The following is an 18,052-nucleotide window of genomic DNA, read 5'->3' on the forward strand; positions in this document are numbered from 1 at the left end:
ACCCAGCATCGCAAGGAAAGTTCCATTGCCGACAGTAAGCGTCATCATGCCGGTGCGAGACGGCGCGCAATATGTCGGCGAGGCCCTGCAAAGCATCCTGGACCAGGATCTGGCGGATATCGAAGTCATCGTCGTCGACGACGGATCTTGCGACGACAGCGCCGCGATCGCGACGTCGATCGGCAACCGCGACGGCCGCGTCAAGGTTGTCGCCAACCGCGGCAAGGGGATCGTCGATGCGCTGAACATGGGGATTTCGCTCGCGCGGGCCCCGCTTGTGGCGCGCATGGATTGCGACGATGTCTCGCTGTCCGACAGGTTGCGCCTGCAGGTGGCGTGTTTCCAGGCGGACGCCGATTTGCAGTTGCTCGGCACCGCGGGATTGCAGATCGACCGGGACGGAAACCTGTTGAGGCCGATTGACGTTCCGGCCGGCAACGACCAGTTGCGGGATGCGCTTGCCAGGTACAATCCCATGCTTCATCCGACGGTGATGTTCCGGACCGAGGCCGTCCGGCGCGCGGGAGGCTACCGTCGGGCGTTCACCTATGCCGAGGACTACGATCTTTGGCTGCGGCTTTCCGAGACGGGAAAACTGGCCAACATGGATGCGCGGCTCGTGAAGCTAAGATCGCATCCGGGACAGATATCGCGCATGAAGCAGGATCAGCAAAAGGCGGCAGCGGCATTGGCCAGGCAGTCGGCGCTGCTGCGTCGCAATCGCGCCGAGCCGTTCGACGCCAACGGCCAACCCGCGCAGGCCATCACGAGCTTTCTGGCATCGCGCGCCGCCACAGGGGCCGGCATCTCCAGCCTGGAAAGACGCGACATCGAGTTGCTGTTGCGAACCGCGGGCATACCCATGGCCGTCACTTGCAAGCTGCTGTTCCTTGCGGCTGTCGGCGCCCCTTCCTTCAGGACGCTCGCGCTGGGACCTCGACTGGCCTGGCGCAGGATGATCGCGCGTCCTGCAAGAATTCGGCCCAACTGATGCGGCTTGTCGTCGATCTCTCCAGCATGGTGCGCTGGCTCGGCCCCCCGGTCGGCCTGGTCCGCGTGCAACGCCACTACGCAGCCGCGGCGGCGGCATTCAAGGCCTCCGAGGTGGCGTTCACAGTGTTCGACCCGATCGAGCGGGTGCTTAGACGGGTTTCGCCGAACATGGCGGCGGAGATCATCGCCGGCGACATTTCCTGCGACATGACCTTTTACCCGGACCCTGCCCGCTTCAAGACTCGTTTTTACGATCGCTGGCCGAACTGGGCGCGGCGGTTGCTGATGGCGATCATCAGACCGCGCCGGATCCTGATAGCGGAAATCGGCGCGTTCGGCCGGCGCAATCCCGGCAGCCCTTTCCTTCGTTTTCTCGACCGGATCGAAAACAGGCTAATGAAGGAAACCGAGCGGCGGCAGGTCGCTGGCGTGGGCGGTTCACGCGCCCGGATCGTCCCGCTCAGGACCGTGGCCGGCGACAAATACGATCTTTCGCCCGGCGACCATCTGCTCTTGACGAACAACGACTGGGCGCATACCGATATCGAGGTCATTTCGCGCGAGGCGCGCTTGGCCGGCGCAAAGCTGATCGTGCTGTTGAACGACATCATTCCGATCCAGTTTCCCGAATGGTACAAGCCGCACGACGTCAAGAGATTCACGGACTATGTGGATCTGGCGATGAGACTGGCAGACCGTTTCATCCTGACTTCGAGGCGCGTCACCACCGATGTCGAGGGATATGCCGCCAAGCGCGGCATCCACCTGCCGCAGCTGGAGCATGTCCCTCTCGGCTGCGACAGCGCCCGCAAATCGAAGGCGGACGGCCGCCTGCCGGATGGACTCGAGACGGATCGCTACGTCGTCTTCGTTTCCACCATCGAACCGCGCAAGAACCATTCGCTGCTCATGGATGTCTGGACGCGCCTCGTCGTGGACGGAACAGTCGCGCGTAGCGGCATGAAGCTGGTTTTCGTCGGCCGCGGCGGCTGGCTGGTCGACGGCATCCTGGCCAAGCTTCACGGCCATCCTGCCTACGGCAAGAGCCTCGTTCATCTCGACAACGTCGATGACGGAACGCTGTCCCTTCTTTACCGCAACAGCGCGTTCTGCGTGTACCCGTCGCTTTATGAGGGATATGGGCTGCCGCCCGTCGAGGCGCTGGCCTACGGCAAGGCGCTGATTGCCTCGACGGGCGGAGCCATCGCCGAAGTGGTCGGTTCGTCGGGACTCTGCCTTGATCCGCTCGACGTCGAAGGTTGGGAAGACGCTATGCGGGAATGGATCACTTCGCCCGCGGCCCGTGCTCCGTACGAGGCGAAGGCCGCAGATTTCGTGGCGCGAAGCTGGGGGCAGGCCGGCCGGGAGACGCTGGAGGCGACGCTGGCGCCCTTCCCGGACGAAGTCCAGCCGCCGCCAGGTTGACGATCTCTGCATGCCCGCCGATCGCTGTCATCCGGCCGACGCCGGCCAAGTCGGGTCGTCGGCAAATGGCGGGCTGACGAAGGCGGCGCTTCGCACGCCGTGCTGCTCGCTGGACGCTTAAGTTCATCGGGACTACCTTCCTTTCACCCGCAAGCGGCGCGGCGACATCGGAGGGAAAGATCATGACCTTGCAAGGCGATGCTCTGAAAGACGCGATCGGCCAGACGCGGGACAAATGGGGATGGTTCGTGGCGCTCGGCGTGTTGCTGCTGATCTTCGGCGGCATCGCTTTCGGCAATCTGTTCATCGCTACCGTCGCCTCCGTCTATGTCGTCGGCTGGCTGATGCTGATGGCGGGTGTCATCGAGATCATCCACGCCTTCGGGGTCAAGACCTCGGGACGTTTCTTCTACTGGCTGCTGAGCGGCCTGCTCTACGCCGTCGCCGGCTTCTTCGCCTTCGACAACCCGTTGCTCGCCTCGGCGGTGCTGACGCTGCTGCTGGCCGTCGCGCTCGTCGCTTCGGGGCTTTTGCGGTCCTGGGTGGCCTTCAACCACCGGCCGCAGCAAGGCTGGGGATGGCTGCTGGCGGCCGGCATCATCACCATTCTGCTCGGCCTGATGATCGCCATGGGCTGGCCGGTGAACAGCCTTTGGGTTCTTGGCATCTTCCTGGCGATCGACCTGGTGTTCCAGGGATGGAGCTTCATCGCCATCGGGCTGGCGCTGAAGCGGTAAGCCGCAAGCGGGCGATCTAGGGTGTGTTGAGATTCAGGTCAGGCCGAGCCGAGAACGGTGGTTTCCGAGAACCGGAGCGGAGCGTACTTTTCGTACGTGAGCACCGGAAGCGCAGGAAACCGTCGTTCGCAGGCCGGCATCACCTGAATATCAACGCAGCCTAGAACGCGATTTCGGCGTCCAGTTGCGAGAGCGGGCGCACGCCCTTGAGCAGCGCTCTCGCCTCGGCCTCGTCCTGTTTCATCTGCGCTACCAGCGCATCGAGGCCGTCGAATTTGAGCTCCGGGCGCAGGAAGCCGAAGAACGACACTTGGCAGGTCTCGCCATAAAGATCGCCGGAAAAATCGAAGACGTAGGTTTCGAGCAGCGGCGCGCCATTGTCGTCGACGGTGGGACGCCGGCCGAAGCTGGCGACCCCGTCATGAAGCGCGCCGTCGGCGCGACGGAAGCGGACGGCATAAATCCCCTCCTTCAAACCCGCTTCCGGCGAAAGCCGCATATTGGCGGTCGGGAAGCCGAGAGTGCGGCCAAGCCGCTGGCCGCCGATCACCTCGGTCTCGACGGTGAACCGGTAGCTGAGCAAGCCGGCGGCCTCCTCCACCTTGCCTTCGGCGAGCAGGTCCCGGATGCGGCTCGACGAAACCACCTCCGCGCCTTCATCGCGGAAGGCGTCGACCAGCGTGACTCCGAAGCCGTGCCGTTCGCCGGCCGCCATCAGAAAGGCCGGCCCACCCTGGCGGTCCTTGCCGAAATGGAAGTCGAAACCGGTGACGGCGTGGCGGATGCCGAGGTTCTTCTCCAGCACATCGGTCACGAAAGCCTCGGGCGAGAGCGAGGCAAAATCGCGCGTGAACGGCTGCTCGACCAAAGCGGCAAAGCCAAGCCCGGCGAGCAGCCGCGCCTTCATCGGCGGCGGCGTCAGCACGAAGAGCGGCACCTGTGGCCGGAACACCTTGCGCGGATGCGGCTCGAAGGTGAGCACCAAAGCGGGCACGCCATTGCGGGTTGCTTCGCTCAGCGCGCGCTCCAGGACGGACTGATGGCCGCGATGGACACCGTCGAAATTACCGATCGCCACGACGCCGCCGCGCAAATGCGCGGGCAGCGGCGCGACCGCCGAAAGACGTTGGAAGGCTTGGTTCATGTCGAGGCGCCCGTCATGGCCAGACCTCCAACCTATTGCAGACGCGCAATGACGGCGACCGGCCGGTAGCCGTGCTTTTCAAGGAAGCCGGCGAGCCTTTCAGGATCGGGGCGGAGCGGATCGCCATAATCGCGAGCGTGGATGCCGCCCGAGACATAGAGCACGTCAAAGCCGTTGTCGGCCGCGCCCTTGACATCGGTCATCATGCCGTCGCCGATGGCGAGGACCTCGCTGCGCTCGACGGCGCGGCCAAGAAGGCCGGCGACCTCCTTCATGGCGACATCGTAGATCGGCGCGAAGGGCTTGCCGGCAATCAGCGTACGGCCACCCAGCTGCGCGTAATCTCGCGCGAGCGCGCCGGCGCACCAGATGGTGCGCTCGCCGCGCTCCACCAGGATATCCGGATTGGCGCAAATGAACGGCAGGTTGCGGGCGCGCAGCCGTTGTAGCATGTCCGCATAGTCGGCGGGCTTCTCGACCTCGTCGTCATAGAGGCCGGTGCAGACGACGCCGGAGGCCTCGAATTCCTCGACGAGATCGACGTCGAGCCCATCATAAAGGGTGAAGTCACGCTCGGGACCGATGTGAAAGATCTTCCTCGGTCCTTCGGCGATCAGGTCGCGGGTCACATCGCCTGATGTGACGACCCGGTCAAAGGCCTCGGCCGGAACCCCGATGACCTTCATCTGGGCGACGACGTCGGCGCTGCGACGCGGCGAATTGGTGATGAGCACGACAGGCACATTGGCCGCGCGGGCCCTTGCAAGCGCCGCGGCAGCGGCCGGAAAGTGCCATTCGCCATTGTGCACGACGCCCCATACGTCGCACAGTATGGCGGCGTAGCGCCCCGCAAGATCGTCGAGCGAAGCGATGATGTCAGGCGAATCCGCCATGCCGTTTCCCTGATTTCGATCCCTGACAAGACCGCGACAGCCATTCTTCAGTTCAGCGGACGCCACGGCCGGTCCCGCATAACCGAAGCGCTTCATCCTGTCACCAGCTTTCCGGCAATCGGCCTTCGACGGCGCGTCGGTGCACAGGGTTAATGCCCAGTCAAATGACCGTGCGACCTTGACGCTTTCGAGAGAGCTAAAATTTAACGATTCATGATCATGCTAAACGAGAAACTATAGGATCCTGGCGGGGGCTAAGGGCATTGATCCGCAAATTCCTACGCGACAGACGAGGCAACTATGCCTTGATGACGGCCGTCACCATGATACCGCTGATGGGCGGCGTGGCGCTTGCGGTCGACTATGCCGAGCTCATAAGGGAGCGGCAGGAGACGTTGAACGCGCTGGACGCCGCCGGCATTGCGACGGCACAGCAGATCGTCGGCGGCGCCACCGACGCCGAAGCCAAGGCCTATGCCAAGACATTCTTCGAGGCCAATCTCAAGCACGTCCTTCCGGCGAACACGACGCTGACGGTCACCTTGCCCAACAACAATGCGGGCGGCGGCACGCTGGTGCTCGAGGCGGCATTGAAGTACCAGCCCTACTTCCTGCCGGCCGCGGTCGCATTGCTTGGCGGAACGCCGGGTCAGACGAACGTCAACTTCTCGGCCAGATCTGAAATCCGCCTCAAGAACACGCTGGAAGTGTCGCTGGTGCTCGACAATTCCGGCTCGATGGCCGAACTCGGCCACGGCTCGAACCAAGTACGTTTTGACCTTCTGAAGAGCGCCGCCAAGCAGCTTGTCGACCAGTTGTCGGGGCAAGCGCAGCTGATGAAGCAGATTTCCAAGCCGGTTCAGTTTAGCCTGGTTCCGTTCGCCGCCTCGGTCAATATCGGCTCGGCAAACAAAGATGCTGCATGGATGGATCAAGACGGCATCTCGCCCATCCAGCATGAGAATTTCGACTGGACGACGATGACCCAGGGGAATTCGCCCTGGCCCCAGAGATATGTCGAGAAGGTCGGCAGCATCTGGTATGCGCGCGGCACCGATTGGGACCCCACTCAGAAAGACAAGCCGCTGACGCGCTTCTCGCTCTACAAATGGATGCAGCGAATTTCGGCGTGCAGTTCCACCGACAGCAGCGGCAACTGCAGATCCAACGCGACATACACCTATGCGCCGATCGCAAGCTGGAGCGGCTGCGTCGAGTCGCGTCCCTATCCGTACAATATCCAGGATACGGCCCCCTCGACCTCGACGCCGGCGACGCTGTTCGTGCCCATGTTCGCGCCTGACGAGACCGACTATACCGACGGCTACTCCCGGCCCGCAAACAACAACTGGCATCTCGACGTGACGTCCGGCACCGACAATCCGACGCGCCAGAAATACATGCCGAAATATTTCAACTACGGCAATAAGGTCACCCCCGCCTACGGCAACAATGCCGGCCCGAACACCAGTTGCAGCACGACCGCGATCACGCCGCTGACCGATGTCTCCACCTCTGCCGGCGCCACCACGGTCAAGAACGCCATCGACGCCATGGTCGATGTCGGCGCCACCAACGTGCCGGAAGGCATGGCTTGGGGCTGGCGCGCTCTTTCCAGCACCGCGCCCTTCACCGAGGGACGCCCGGAAACACAAAGAGGCAACGACAAGGTTCTGATTGTGCTGACCGACGGGGCCAATACCTACTACACGCCGGATTCGGTGAGTGCCCAGTCGTACTCGGGCACCTACTACAGGAGCGGCGGCAACGATCTTTCCGGCAACAAGGCCATCTATTCCGCGCTTGGATATCTTGCCTACGGCAGCCAGACCAAGCCGTTCGGAAGCACCTACACCTATGGCCGGCCATTCCTCGGCACCAGCACCAGTGTCAGCAAGAGCGATTATTCGAACGCCAACTACACCAAGGCCATGAGCGAGCATCTGGCAACGCTGTGCGACAACGCCAAGGCCGCCAACATCATCGTTATGACCATCGCGCTCGATCTCGACTCTACCAACACGGCCGAGGCAGCCCAGATGAACGCCTTGAAGACCTGCTCGTCGGACTCGCGTTTCCGCAAGGATCCGACCGATCCGAGCAAGCCTCTGAAATTGTTCTGGAATTCGACTGGCGCGTCACTGTCGGACGACTTCAAGGAAATCGGCAACGAATTGTCGAACCTGCGCATCGTCAGCTGATCTGCTCGGACGAGCATCGATGACGCCCGCCCCCAAGGCGGGCGCTTTCCATCGCGCGGCGCGCCGCAGGCAATGATTTGGTTAGCGGTCGGTGAAGCCGCCGTTAAGCAATCGAGCGGTTTGCCAAACCGGTCCTTCAGCGTTTTGTGGAAGTGTGGCCCGACAGAGAATCCGCCGGCGGGGGGCCGCTCGAGAAAAATGCGCAAATTCTGGCATCAATTCTGCCGTGACCGCCGCGGCAACTATGCGCTCATGACCGCTATCGCCATGGTGCCGCTGATGGGGGCGGTGGCGATGGCCGTCGATTTCAGCGAGCTCAACCGCCAGAAGCAGATGGTGCTCAACGCGCTCGACGCCGCCAATTTCGCCGCGGCGCGGCGGCTTGCCGAAGGCGCCACGGACGACCAGATCAGAGCCTACGCGGTCGACTTCTTCAACGCCAACCTGAACAACATCGACCCCGCCGACATCTCGCTCAACATCACGCTGCCCACGAGCCAGGCCGGCGGCGGCCTGCTCACGATGAGCGCGACGCTGAACTACCACCCTTACTTCTACCCGTCCTCCTCGCTGCTCGTCGGCGCATCCACGGTCGATGCGAACAAGTCGATCAACCTTGCCATGGACTCGCAGGTGCGGCTGAAGAATACGCTGGAAGTGGCGATGGTGCTCGACAATTCGGGCTCCATGACAACGCCCGGCACAGGCACGGGACAGAAGCGCATCGACCTGCTCAAGCAGGCGGCCAAGCAGCTCGTCGACACGTTGGGGCAGCAGGCAGCGCAGATCAAGCAGATCGACAAGCCGGTCCAGTTCAGCCTCGTGCCGTTCGCGGCGTCGGTCAATGTCGGGCCGAACAACGACAACGCCTCCTGGATGGACACTTACGGGCTGTCGCCAATCGCCAACGAGAATTTCGATTGGTCGACGCTGAATGCTCCCACCAAATACGCTCAGAAAATCAACGGCATCTGGTATAAAAAGGGTACCGGTTGGGGCGCGGAGGAAGGGCAGATACTGACCCGTTTCGAGCTCTATCGGGATATGAAGGTCGTCACCAGCCACGAACGTATCGCCGGCAGCAAGCGCGTCGTCTGCGACGAATATCGCGACAACCATACCTGCGAGCGCAGCCACAACGAATATGACTACAACGACACCTATGGCCCGTTCGCCAGTTGGCAGGGTTGCGTGGAAGTGCGGCCCTACCCCTACAATATCAACGACACGCCGGCCTCCGGCGGGCCTAACAACACGGGCATCGGCGTCGGCGATCCGGCGACCATGTTCGTGCCGATGTTCGCGCCGGACGAGCCCGGCAACCATTGGTATGTCACACAGGATCCTGACGAACCGAGGCCGGTGACCTATGGCGCCGCCAACAGCTGGTGGAACGACGATCCGTCGAGCACCACCGGCAAGACCAGGCAGTCCAATATGGCCAAGTACTTCATGCCACGGCCGATCAATGCTCCGGTATTGAGCTCGGGCGCCGGGCCGAATTACAGCTGCACCACCACACCGATCACGCCGCTCACCGACGTCACCCAAACGGATGGGCTCGCGGCCATCAAGGCGGCGATCGACCTGATGCAGCCGAACGGCAACACCAATGTGCCCGAAGGCATGGCCTGGGGCTGGCGCACGGTTTCGAGCGCCGAACCTTTCACGGAAGGCCGTCCGGAATCCGAGCGCGGCAACGACAAGGTCGTCATCGTTCTCACCGACGGCGAGAACACCTATTCGACGGTCAGTTCCGACCCGGCCGGCAACAAGTCGACCTATGCCGCCTACGGCTATACCGGCGTCGGCTATAACGGCACCTCGGTCACCCGCCTGTTCGGCGGCACGTCGAGCGCCATCGGCCAGTTCAACTATTCGTCGAGCAACTACACCGCGGCGATGAACGAGCAGATGGCGAAGCTGTGCGACAATGCCAAGGCGGCCAACATCATGGTGATGACGGTGGCGCTCGACATGTCGTCTATCAGTTCAAGCGACCAGAAGGCGATGGCCGCGCTGAAGGCCTGCTCTTCCGATTCCCGCTTCCGCAAGGATCCGACCGATCCCAGCAAACCGGCCAAGCTGTTTTGGAACGCCACTGGGGCGACGCTCTCCGACAACTTCAAGGAGATTGCCAACGAGTTGTCGAATTTGCGCGTGGTTGGGTAGCGGGGGCGCCAGCGCCGAAGCAGCGTCGCTTTCGCCAATTGTCCGCGCTGGCGCAAAAGCTCCCGCAGTCATGCTCTTGCGAACGGCGCGGCGCGTGATGATTGTTACGTCGCCACCGGAGACTCCGATGCCCGACGCCGCCAATCATCTCACTTTCGCGCTGATCTGCCTCGGCATGGTGCTCACGCCCGGGCCGAACATGATCTACCTGATCTCGCGCTCGCTGTCGCAAGGGCCGAAAGCCGGGCTGATCTCGCTCGGCGGCGTGGCGCTGGGGTTCCTGTTTTATGTGGTCTCGGCAGCCTTCGGCATCACGGCGCTCATCTTCGCCGTGCCATACGCTTACGACGCGCTTCGCTTCGCCGGCGCGCTCTATCTGTTGTGGCTCGCCTGGCAGGCGCTGAAGCCGGGCGGGCGCTCCCCCTTCCAGGTCCGCGAGTTGCCGAGGGACAGGCCGCGCAAGCTCTTCGTCATGGGCTGATGACCAACCTGCTCAATCCGAAAGTGGCCGTGCTCTACCTGTCGCTGCTGCCGCAGTTCATCAATCCGGCCAAGGGCCATGTTCTGTCGCAGCTTCTGGTGCTCGGCTTGACGCAGATCTCGATCAGCATCACCGTCAATGCCATCATTGCCGTGACGGCCGGCTCGATCGCGAATTTCCTCGCCGGACGGCCGTTCTGGCTGGTCGTACAGCGCTGGATGATGGGCACGGTGCTGACGGCGCTGGCCTTGAAGATGGCGACTGAGGCGCAGCGCTAGGGCACATTGATATTCAGGTGAGACCGGCCTGCGAATGACGGCTGTCTGCGCTTCCGGTGCTCACGTACTGCAGTACGCTCCGCTCCGGTTCTCGACAGCCATCATTCTCGACTCGGCCTGACCTGAATCTCAACGCACCCTAAGGGCGAGCCATCAGATCTACATCGGCCGGCGTACAGGCCGGATCTGCTCCGGCTCGACCACCTTGCGGTAGAGATGCCAGGTCGCGTGGCCGAGGATCGGCATGACGACGGCAAGCCCGGCAAACAGCGGGATCGAGCCGACCACCAGCAACACGGCGACCGTAAGCCCCCAAAGCGCCATCGTCAGCGGATTGGCCATAACGGCGCGGGCCGAGGTTTCAATTGCCGAGACGGCGCCGACATCGCGGTCAAGCAGCAGCGGAAAGGCAATGACGGTGGTGGCCAAAACGACGGCGGCGAAAACGAAACCGACGGCGTTGCCGACGAGGATCAACGTCCAGCCCCTGCCGGTCGTCAGCACGTCGCGCAAAAAGGCGCCGACCGAAGCGGGCGGCTCGGCGCCGAACAGGCTGGTGTAGAGCGACTGCGCGGCGAACAGCCACAACAGGAACAGCGCGAAGAGCAGGACGCCGATGACCGCGATCGACGGCAGCGCCGGCGAGTGGCGCACGTCGAGCGCATGATGCCAGCGGCTGCTCATGCCGAGCTCGCGCCGGCGGCTGATCTCATAGAGGCCGATGGCCGCGAAGGGCCCGATCAGCGCAAAGCCCGACATCAGCGGGTAGACGAGCTGGATGGCGTTGGAGCCGGAGCTCCACCGGGTCAGGATCAGGCCGACGATCGGATAGATCAGGCAAAGGAACACATAATGCGACGGCTTGGCCCAGAAATCCTCGGCGCCGAGCCTCAACGCATCCCAGAGATCCGACGTGGTGATGTGGCGCACCGTAGGCTGCACATGCATCCCGCGCGCGTCCGCCATGACATGAAAACCAGCCATAACCGTCCTCCGTTTTATACCGGGGGCGGTCACCGCCTGGGTGGCCGCCCGTGGCTGCCACTTTCAAGAACGCCGGGATGATAACCGATCTTCCGGGGAATGTCGCGCTTCATGCGATTTTCATCGCCTTGCCCGGCAAAAGCCACGATCGCCGGTATCAGAGGCCGCATGACCAGCTCGATCACCGTCCCCCCCGATTTCAAGCGCCGCACGTTGCTTGCAGCCGCCGGCCTAGCGGCGCTTGCCGGCATCGCCGCCTGCAGCACCGTCTCTGTGCCGACGGGCGAAGGCGCGGGCGTCTCTTCGTCCGCGACAGCGACGTTGGCCGGTATCCGCAGCTCCGCCGGTCTGCCGACGCTGACGCCGGATGCGCAGCTCGAACAGGCGGCGCTGCAGCAGGCCGGCTATATGGCCTCGCGCGAGCGCATGAGCCACACCACCGGCTGGGGCAAGGATTTCGCCTCGCGCATGAAGGACAATGGCGTGCGGGGCGCCGCCGCCGAAAACATCGCCGAGGGCCGCTTCGACCTTGAGAAGCTGTTCGACATCTGGATGCATTCGTCCGGCCACCGCCGCAACATGCTCGATCAGGACTTCAGCCGCTTCGGGCTGGCTTACGTGCGGGACGGCCGGGATCCGGCGTTGCGCTATTGGGCGCTGGTGCTGGGCCGCTGAAAAGGCGGCCGGCTGACATCAGCGACTTTATCAATCCATATGCGCGGCCGGCGCCCCGCCTACGGGCGCGGCCTTGGGCTTGCGCAGCAGAATGACGAATGGAATGGCGGCCAGCGTCATCACCATCAGGATCTTGAAGTCGTTGATATAGGAAATCATCATCGCCTGGGCATTCACCGCGCGGTCGACCTGCGAAAGTGCTAGGGGATTGCCGGCGGCGGCCGCCGGAGAAGCGGCCCACAGATTCGGGTTGTACGGATTGATGAAGGCCGACAGCTCGGTGTGGTTGATCTGGGTGTTGCGCACCATCAGCGCCGCGACCACCGATACGCCGATGGACGAGCCCAGATTGCGCACCAGGCTGAACAGCGACGTGGCGTCGGTGCGGTAGCGCGCGTCGAGCGTGGCGAAGGCGACCGTCGACAGCGGCACGAACACCATGCCCATGCCTAGGCCCTGGATGACGCCCGAGGAGATGATCAGCCAATTGTCCATCTGCGGCGTGAAGCTCGCCATCGTATAGAGCGACTGCGCGGTGAGCAGGAAGCCGATGGCGACGAGGATCCTGGCATCGATCCTGTGCATGATGCGGCCGACGACCAGCATCGAAATCATCGTGCCGATGCCGCGCGGACCCAGCACGACGCCGATGGTCACGGTCGGATAGCCGAAGATGTTGGCCAGCATCGGCGGCAACAGCGACATCGAAGCCAGTATCAGCACGCCCATGACGAAGATGAAACCAAGCCCGGTCACGAAATTGCGGTCGAGGAATATTTTTGGATCGATGAAGGGATGCTCGGCCGTCACCGTGTGGATGATGAACACCCAGAAGCCGGTGAGCGACAGAGCGAGCTCGATCCAGATTTCGGCCGAGTTGAACCAGTCGACCTCGCCGCCGCGGTCGAGCAGAAGCTGCAGCGCGCCGACACCGAGCGACAGCATGGCGAAGCCGAAGAAGTCGAAGCCGCGCACGCGCTTGGCGATGACAGGCAGGTAGGCGGCCATGCCGAGGAAGGCGAGGATGCCGACCGGCAGATTGATGAAGAACACCCAGCGCCAGTTGAAGTTTTCCGTCAGCCAGCCGCCGAGCGTCGGCCCCAGGATCGGCCCGAGCATGATGCCGGCGCCCCAGATCGCCATCGCCTGGCCATGGCGCTCCTTCGGGTTGATATCGAGCAGGAAGGTCTGCGACAGCGGCACGATGGCCGCGCCGAACACGCCCTGCAGCAGGCGGAAGAGCACTATGGTCTCGAGGCTCCAGGCAAGACCGCAGAGCATGGAGAAAATGGTGAAGCCGACGACGGCGGTGAGGAACAGCTCCTTGCGGCCGAGCCTGTCTGCGAGCCAGCCGGTAACCGGCGTCATGATCGCCGCGGCCACGATATAGGAGGTCAGCACCCAGTTGATGTTGTCGGGCGAGGCTCCGAGGTCGCCGGTCATGGTCGGCAGCGCGACGTTGGCGATCGTGGTGTCGAGCGCCTGCATGATCGTCGCCAGCATCAGCGCGACTGTGATCAGTCCGCGGTGCGGCACTTCCTTGAAAGGTTCGGGCGTGCTCATGATGCTGAACTTCCAGCAGGTAACAAAAACATGTACGTTAGAGTATGATGCCGAAAAGTATCATGCTCTTTGACTTAGAGGCGGATTCGGATTTCAGGTCGAACAGACCCGAAATCATCCGGCTCTAGGTTTCCGGGCGGCAAAGCCTTCGTTGAGAGACCTTCATCGCGGTGGGACGCGACTATCGATGTGGGGGTTACATCGACCGAAAGTCTCTGTTGGAGCGGATGCCTGCCGCCCGGAAACCTGAGGACCAACGGGTCCGTGGCCGGGCCTCAGCATTCGAACGAGCCGCCATGCGGCTTGCCTTGCTGATCCTTGCCACGTCTCCACCAGACCAATCCCCTCAATGCCGGCCGGATCGCGACGGGCTCGCTGTCTTACCGCGCCTGCTCCCCTGCCGTGGCGTGACCGAAGATCGACGGCAGGCCGCGCGCCACGCCGGTGTCGACGGTGACGGTGGCGCTCATGCCGGTGCGCAACGCCATCTTGGCGTCGGGGTCGGTCAATTCCAGGCGCACGGGAATGCGCTGCGTGACCTTGACCCAGTTGCCGGTGGCGTTTTGCGCGGGCAGCAGCGAAAACTCCGCGCCCGTGCCGGCGCCGATCGCTTTCACGGTCGCCTCGAAGGTTCGGCCCGGATAGGTGTCGACGACGATCTCGGCCTTCTGGCCCGGCTTCATGTTGGTGAGCTGGGTCTCCTTGAAATTGGCGTCGATCCAGGTGTCGCCCGTCTCGACCAGGGCGAATAGCGGCGTGCCGACGCCGACATACTGGCCGACCTTGAACGACGCGGCCTGGTAGACGATGCCGTCCGCCGGCGCCTTGACTGTCGTCTGCGCCAGATCGTAGGCGGCCTTGGCGCGCGCGGCGAGCGCCGCCATCACGGTCGGATGCTTGTCGGTCTCGATGTCCGGATTGCCGCCGAGCGCTGCCTTGGCGCTGACGATGCCCTGCTGAGCGACGGCGAGCTGTTGCTTGGCCTTGTCGAGGTCGTTGCGCGCCTCGTCGAGCGACGACTTGGCATTGATGCCCTTCTGCGCGAGATCGGCGGCGCGGCCATATTGCGACTGCGCATAGTCGACCTCGCTGGAGGCGGACTTTTCCTGCGCCATCGCTTGGCTGTAAGCGGCGCGCAGTTGCTCGACATTGAGGCGCGCAGCGGCGACCGCCGCATCGGCCTGGGCGAGCGCTATTCTGTAAGGCTCGGGGTCGATGACGAAGAGAAGGTCGCCCTGCTTGACCAACTGGTTGTCGGCTATGCCGACCTGGACGATACGGCCGGCCGTGTCGGAGGCGACCGAAATCCTGGCCTGCTGCAGGTTGGCGTTCTCGGTTTCCTGATAGCGGCCGCCCGTGATCCAGACATACGCGCCGCCGGCAAGCAGGGCCAGCGGCAGGGCGACCATCAACAGGAAGCGCCCGGGGCGGCGCTTCTTCTTCGGCGCCGGAGCGAGCCGCGGCTCGGGAGCCGCCGCAACCGGAGCGGCCGCCGGCTGGGCCGGCGCTTCAGCGACCGGCTGCGCCGGCGCAAGCTTGGTGATGTTGTCGTCTTCTATCTTGGCTGCCGCGTTCATGCTGCTGCCCCTTCCGTATTCTTCATCTTTTCCAGGGACGTCTCGGCGTCCGTCAAATTCTGCACGATGGCGTCCAGCACTCGGATCAGGACGCGGCGTTCTTCCGCCGACACGCCGGTCAGCGATTCCTCATAGACCTCGCCGGCAAGGCTCTTGACGTCGGCATAGGCCGCGTTCGCCTTCTCGGTCGGGAAGATCATGCGCACGCGCCGGTCGGTCGCGTCCTGGCGGCGCTCGATCCAGCCGCCCTCCTCCATGCGGTCGACCAGGCGCGAAACGCTGATCGGTTCGATTTCGAGGAGCTCGGCAAGCCGCGCCTGCGCCACGCCGGCCTCCTTGGCAACGCGCACGAGCAGCCGCCATTGCGCCGAGGAAAGACCCAACCCGCTGGCGCGCGCCTCGAAACGCTTGCGCATCAAGCGCTGCACGTCGTGGATCAAAAATCCCAATCTGTCGATACCGTCGGAAACCATGAGCGGTACATATAATAAGCGTGCTCACTATTCAAGAGGCAGCTTTGCTCCAGAAGCCGGCAAATCGACGTTGCAGCAAGGCAAGCTCCCTTACGGTTAGCGATCGATGAACGTGCAGGGGTCGGTGCCGGCAGGCCGATCCCAAGGCCGGGAGATCATGGCCGATTGCGCATCAGCATGGTGACGACGAAGAAGGCGCCGAGCGAGCTCGTGATGATGCCGATCGGCAGTTCCTGCGGCGGCAAAAGCGTGCGGGCGAGCAGATCGCTGGCCAAAAGCAGGATCGAGCCGAACAGCGCGCAGATCGCTATCATGGGCCGGTGCAGCGAGCCGGCCAGCGGCCGGCCGAGATGCGGGATCATCAGGCCGACGAAGCCGATGACGCCGGCTACGGCAACGAGACTGGCGGTCGCCAGCGCGGCGACGAGGAATGTCGTGCGGCGCATCCTCGCCACCGGCACGCCAACGCTCTCGGCGGCGCTTTCACCGGCGAGAAAGGCATCGAAGCGGCGGTGGTTCCACAGGCCGTAGGCGAGGATGATGCCGGCGCCCAGCGCCGCCAGGCCGATATTGTCCCATCGAGCGAGACCAAGTCCGCCCATGGTCCAGAACAACACCGAATGCGCGGCGCGCTGGTCGCCGGCGAAGACGAGGTAGTTGGTCAGCGCGGTGAACATGAACGAGACGGCGAGGCCGGCAAGGATCAGCCGCTCCGGCCCCTGACCCCTCACCCGCGACACCAACAGAAGCACGATCGCCGCCGCCAGCATGCCGCCTGTGAAGGCGGCGAGCGGGAGCGTCCAGATGCCGAAACTGTCGCCGAAGACGGTGATGACCGAAACGGCGCCGGCTGCCGCGCCCGAGGAGAGGCCGAACAGGAACGGGTCGGCGAGGTCATTGCGGGTGACGGTCTGCAGCAGCGCGCCGACGACGCCGAGGCCGGCGCCGACGGTCATCGCCAGCAGCGTGCGCGGCAGCCTCAGGTCGACGACGATGCTGCCGACCGGGCCCGATGGGCCGCGGCTGTCGAGCCCAGCCGCATGCGCCAGCGCGCCGACGACCTCGCGCAAAGGTATCAGCGTCGAGCCATAGGCGATCGAAAGCAGCGCGAGCGCTACCAGCAGGATAGCGCCCAGCGCCATCGCCAGGATGAATGGGGTATGGCGCAAATTCACGGCATGGGACCTGCCGCGGCGATACCGGCGTTCGGGATTAGCGGGGGTCTCCGCGACTTCGTCATTCCAGGGCGAAGCAGGCGCGAAGCGCCGTCGCGGAGACCCTGGAGTCCATTCCGTGACCTGGCGCGCGGAGAGCGACGGCGTAGAATTCCGCACGGTTGCAACGCCCGAAAGCCACGGAATGGATCCTCGGCTCTGCGCCGCGTCGCTTCGCTCCTTGCTCCGCCCGTGGATGACGAAATGAGGGGCGTTTTCGCCATTCTCCAAGGCAGGCTATCCATCAACGGCAACACTCCCGGCTCATTCGTGCCTCAGACCTAAAACGCTTCCGGATGCATGGCCCTGGCGATCTTGCCGATCGCCTCGATGTTGGCGGGTCCGGGCGTCAGCTCGGCGTAGCGCAGCGCTACGAAGCGCTCGTTCCTGACCGCGTCCGTCTCTTTCATCGCAGGATGGTCTTTAAGGAAATCGAGCAGTTTCCTGTAGCCGCCGCCATCCTGGTAATCGAGCAGGATGAGGAACTGGGGATTGCGCGAGGCGACCGTCTCCCAGTCGGTGTTGCCCCAGCTCGTCTCCATGTCGGCCATGATGTTTTCGCCGCCGGCGGCGGCGATCATGGCGTTGGGGATGGCGAACTTGCCGGCGGTGAAGGGCTTGTCCTCGCCGGAATCGTAGAGGAAGACGCGCGTGCCCTTGCGGCCACCCACCTTCGCCATGATGCCGGCGAGCTCGGCCTTCCAGCCGTCGACCAGCTTTTCGGCCTCCGCTTGCTTGCCGAAGATCTTGCCCAACTTCTCGACGTCGCCATAAAGCAGATCCATCGAGGCGGCGGGCCGGTTCTTGTCGAGATGGACGCAGCTCTCGGTCAGCACCAGCGTCTTGATGCCATGCGGGGCAAGCGTGTCGGGCGTCACCTCGCCGCCCGGCTTCATGCCGTAATACCAGCCGGCGAAGAAGAAATCAGGCTGCACGGCGACGAGGTTTTCGAGCATCGGATATTTTGGCGCCAGCTCCGGGATGGCGCCCTGCTCGGACTTGAACTCAGGGCCGACCTTGTACCAGCCGGTGATGCCGGTGAGCCCGACGATCGACGGCTGCAGCTTCAGCGCGAAAGCCATCTCGGCCATGTTGAGATCCTGGATGACGGCGCGTTTCGGCGGCGCATCGAAGGTGAGCGGTTTGCCGCAGCTGTCGACGGTGACCGGGAAAGCGAAGGCGGCCGAGGCGACGAGCGACAGGGCCAGCGACAAGGCGAGGCGTTTCACGAGATGATGCTCC

At 63.7% G+C, this 18,052-nt stretch carries 14 protein-coding genes and 1 pseudogene; 7 read left to right on the forward strand and 8 right to left on the reverse strand.

All coding sequences use genetic code 11. From position 1 onward, the window contains the following. Positions 1-25: 25 nt before the first annotated feature. The 3 genes from FJW05_RS10015 (at position 26) to FJW05_RS10025 (ending at position 3,155) form a co-directional block, all read left to right on the forward strand. The gene (locus tag FJW05_RS10015) at positions 26-991 is read left to right on the forward strand and encodes a glycosyltransferase (RefSeq protein ID WP_140631087.1); all 966 of its coding nucleotides are present in this window, start codon (positions 26-28) and stop codon (positions 989-991) included. Then, the gene (locus tag FJW05_RS10020; RefSeq protein WP_140631090.1) at positions 991-2,418 is read left to right on the forward strand and encodes a glycosyltransferase family 1 protein; all 1,428 of its coding nucleotides are present in this window, start codon (positions 991-993) and stop codon (positions 2,416-2,418) included. The genes FJW05_RS10015 and FJW05_RS10020 overlap by 1 nt, the downstream gene beginning before the upstream one ends. 182 nt (positions 2,419-2,600) lie before the next feature. After that, positions 2,601-3,155: an HdeD family acid-resistance protein gene (locus FJW05_RS10025; RefSeq protein ID WP_140631092.1), complete on the forward strand. Its 555-nt coding sequence runs from the start codon at positions 2,601-2,603 to the stop codon at positions 3,153-3,155. A 160-nt stretch (positions 3,156-3,315) separates the two neighbouring features. Here the strand turns inward: FJW05_RS10025 and FJW05_RS10030 are convergent, their stop codons facing one another. Next, the gene (locus FJW05_RS10030) at positions 3,316-4,299 is read right to left on the reverse strand and encodes a bifunctional riboflavin kinase/FAD synthetase (RefSeq protein WP_140631095.1); all 984 of its coding nucleotides are present in this window, start codon (positions 4,297-4,299) and stop codon (positions 3,316-3,318) included. Positions 4,300-4,331: 32 nt separating this feature from the next. Continuing rightward, positions 4,332-5,192, reverse strand: a complete 861-nt coding sequence (locus FJW05_RS10035) for a TIGR01459 family HAD-type hydrolase (protein WP_140631097.1) — start codon at positions 5,190-5,192, stop codon at positions 4,332-4,334. A 263-nt stretch (positions 5,193-5,455) separates the two neighbouring features. Between FJW05_RS10035 and FJW05_RS10040 the strand changes: the two genes are divergently transcribed. From FJW05_RS10040 to FJW05_RS10050, 3 genes and pseudogenes are all read left to right on the forward strand, one after another. Then, the gene (locus tag FJW05_RS10040; RefSeq protein WP_140631099.1) at positions 5,456-7,393 is read left to right on the forward strand and encodes a pilus assembly protein TadG-related protein; all 1,938 of its coding nucleotides are present in this window, start codon (positions 5,456-5,458) and stop codon (positions 7,391-7,393) included. A 198-nt stretch (positions 7,394-7,591) separates the two neighbouring features. Next, a complete protein-coding gene (locus FJW05_RS10045) occupies positions 7,592-9,565 on the forward strand; it encodes a pilus assembly protein (RefSeq protein WP_181164898.1) in 1,974 nt (657 codons plus the stop codon). Positions 9,566-9,764: 199 nt separating this feature from the next. Further along, positions 9,765-10,324 (forward strand): annotated as a pseudogene (locus tag FJW05_RS10050) (LysE family translocator). 159 nt (positions 10,325-10,483) lie between these two features. On the opposite strand, the gene FJW05_RS10055 reads toward FJW05_RS10050, so the two are convergent. Next, on the reverse strand, positions 10,484-11,308 hold the full coding sequence (locus FJW05_RS10055) for a DUF2189 domain-containing protein (RefSeq protein WP_095767874.1): 825 nt from the start codon (positions 11,306-11,308) through the stop codon (positions 10,484-10,486). A 168-nt stretch (positions 11,309-11,476) separates the two neighbouring features. Between FJW05_RS10055 and FJW05_RS10060 the strand changes: the two genes are divergently transcribed. After that, the gene (locus tag FJW05_RS10060) at positions 11,477-11,983 is read left to right on the forward strand and encodes a CAP domain-containing protein (protein ID WP_140631102.1); all 507 of its coding nucleotides are present in this window, start codon (positions 11,477-11,479) and stop codon (positions 11,981-11,983) included. A gap of 30 nt (positions 11,984-12,013) precedes the next feature. Here FJW05_RS10060 and FJW05_RS10065 read toward each other — a convergent pair whose 3' ends face one another. From FJW05_RS10065 to FJW05_RS10085, 5 genes are all read right to left on the reverse strand, one after another. Continuing rightward, positions 12,014-13,546 (reverse strand): DHA2 family efflux MFS transporter permease subunit, encoded by a 1,533-nt coding sequence (locus FJW05_RS10065; protein WP_140631104.1) that lies wholly within the window; start codon positions 13,544-13,546, stop codon positions 12,014-12,016. Positions 13,547-13,926: 380 nt separating this feature from the next. Continuing rightward, positions 13,927-15,123: an HlyD family secretion protein gene (locus FJW05_RS10070; protein WP_140631106.1), complete on the reverse strand. Its 1,197-nt coding sequence runs from the start codon at positions 15,121-15,123 to the stop codon at positions 13,927-13,929. Further along, complete coding sequence (locus tag FJW05_RS10075) at positions 15,120-15,596, reverse strand: MarR family transcriptional regulator (RefSeq protein ID WP_095767923.1); 477 nt, start codon at positions 15,594-15,596, stop codon at positions 15,120-15,122. The genes FJW05_RS10070 and FJW05_RS10075 overlap by 4 nt, the downstream gene beginning before the upstream one ends. Before the next feature lie 155 nt (positions 15,597-15,751). Continuing rightward, positions 15,752-16,738, reverse strand: coding sequence for an iron ABC transporter permease (locus FJW05_RS10080; RefSeq protein WP_140632017.1), 987 nt, complete (start codon positions 16,736-16,738; stop codon positions 15,752-15,754). A 353-nt stretch (positions 16,739-17,091) separates the two neighbouring features. Beyond that, the gene (locus FJW05_RS10085) at positions 17,092-18,039 is read right to left on the reverse strand and encodes an ABC transporter substrate-binding protein (RefSeq protein WP_140631109.1); all 948 of its coding nucleotides are present in this window, start codon (positions 18,037-18,039) and stop codon (positions 17,092-17,094) included. Positions 18,040-18,052: the final 13 nt, after the last annotated feature.

The organism is Mesorhizobium sp. B2-9-1, from assembly GCF_006439455.1.
In the GTDB taxonomy this organism is placed as follows: domain Bacteria; phylum Pseudomonadota; class Alphaproteobacteria; order Rhizobiales; family Rhizobiaceae; genus Mesorhizobium.

What these genes read in the sequence shown, in the direction of transcription:
- FJW05_RS10070 (WP_140631106.1), bottom strand. Translation starts at nt 15,123, where the DNA reads ATGAACGCGGCAGCCAAGATAGAAGACGACAACATCACCAAGCTTGCG.
- FJW05_RS10045 (WP_181164898.1), top strand. Translation starts at nt 7,592, where the DNA reads ATGCGCAAATTCTGGCATCAATTCTGCCGTGACCGCCGCGGCAACTAT.
- FJW05_RS10035 (WP_140631097.1), bottom strand. Translation starts at nt 5,192, where the DNA reads ATGGCGGATTCGCCTGACATCATCGCTTCGCTCGACGATCTTGCGGGG.
- FJW05_RS10030 (WP_140631095.1), bottom strand. Translation starts at nt 4,299, where the DNA reads ATGAACCAAGCCTTCCAACGTCTTTCGGCGGTCGCGCCGCTGCCCGCG.
- FJW05_RS10065 (WP_140631104.1), bottom strand. Translation starts at nt 13,546, where the DNA reads ATGAGCACGCCCGAACCTTTCAAGGAAGTGCCGCACCGCGGACTGATC.
- FJW05_RS10020 (WP_140631090.1), top strand. Translation starts at nt 991, where the DNA reads ATGCGGCTTGTCGTCGATCTCTCCAGCATGGTGCGCTGGCTCGGCCCC.
- FJW05_RS10025 (WP_140631092.1), top strand. Translation starts at nt 2,601, where the DNA reads ATGACCTTGCAAGGCGATGCTCTGAAAGACGCGATCGGCCAGACGCGG.
- FJW05_RS10080 (WP_140632017.1), bottom strand. Translation starts at nt 16,738, where the DNA reads ATGGCGCTGGGCGCTATCCTGCTGGTAGCGCTCGCGCTGCTTTCGATC.
- FJW05_RS10060 (WP_140631102.1), top strand. Translation starts at nt 11,477, where the DNA reads ATGACCAGCTCGATCACCGTCCCCCCCGATTTCAAGCGCCGCACGTTG.
- FJW05_RS10055 (WP_095767874.1), bottom strand. Translation starts at nt 11,308, where the DNA reads ATGGCTGGTTTTCATGTCATGGCGGACGCGCGCGGGATGCATGTGCAG.
- FJW05_RS10075 (WP_095767923.1), bottom strand. Translation starts at nt 15,596, where the DNA reads ATGGTTTCCGACGGTATCGACAGATTGGGATTTTTGATCCACGACGTG.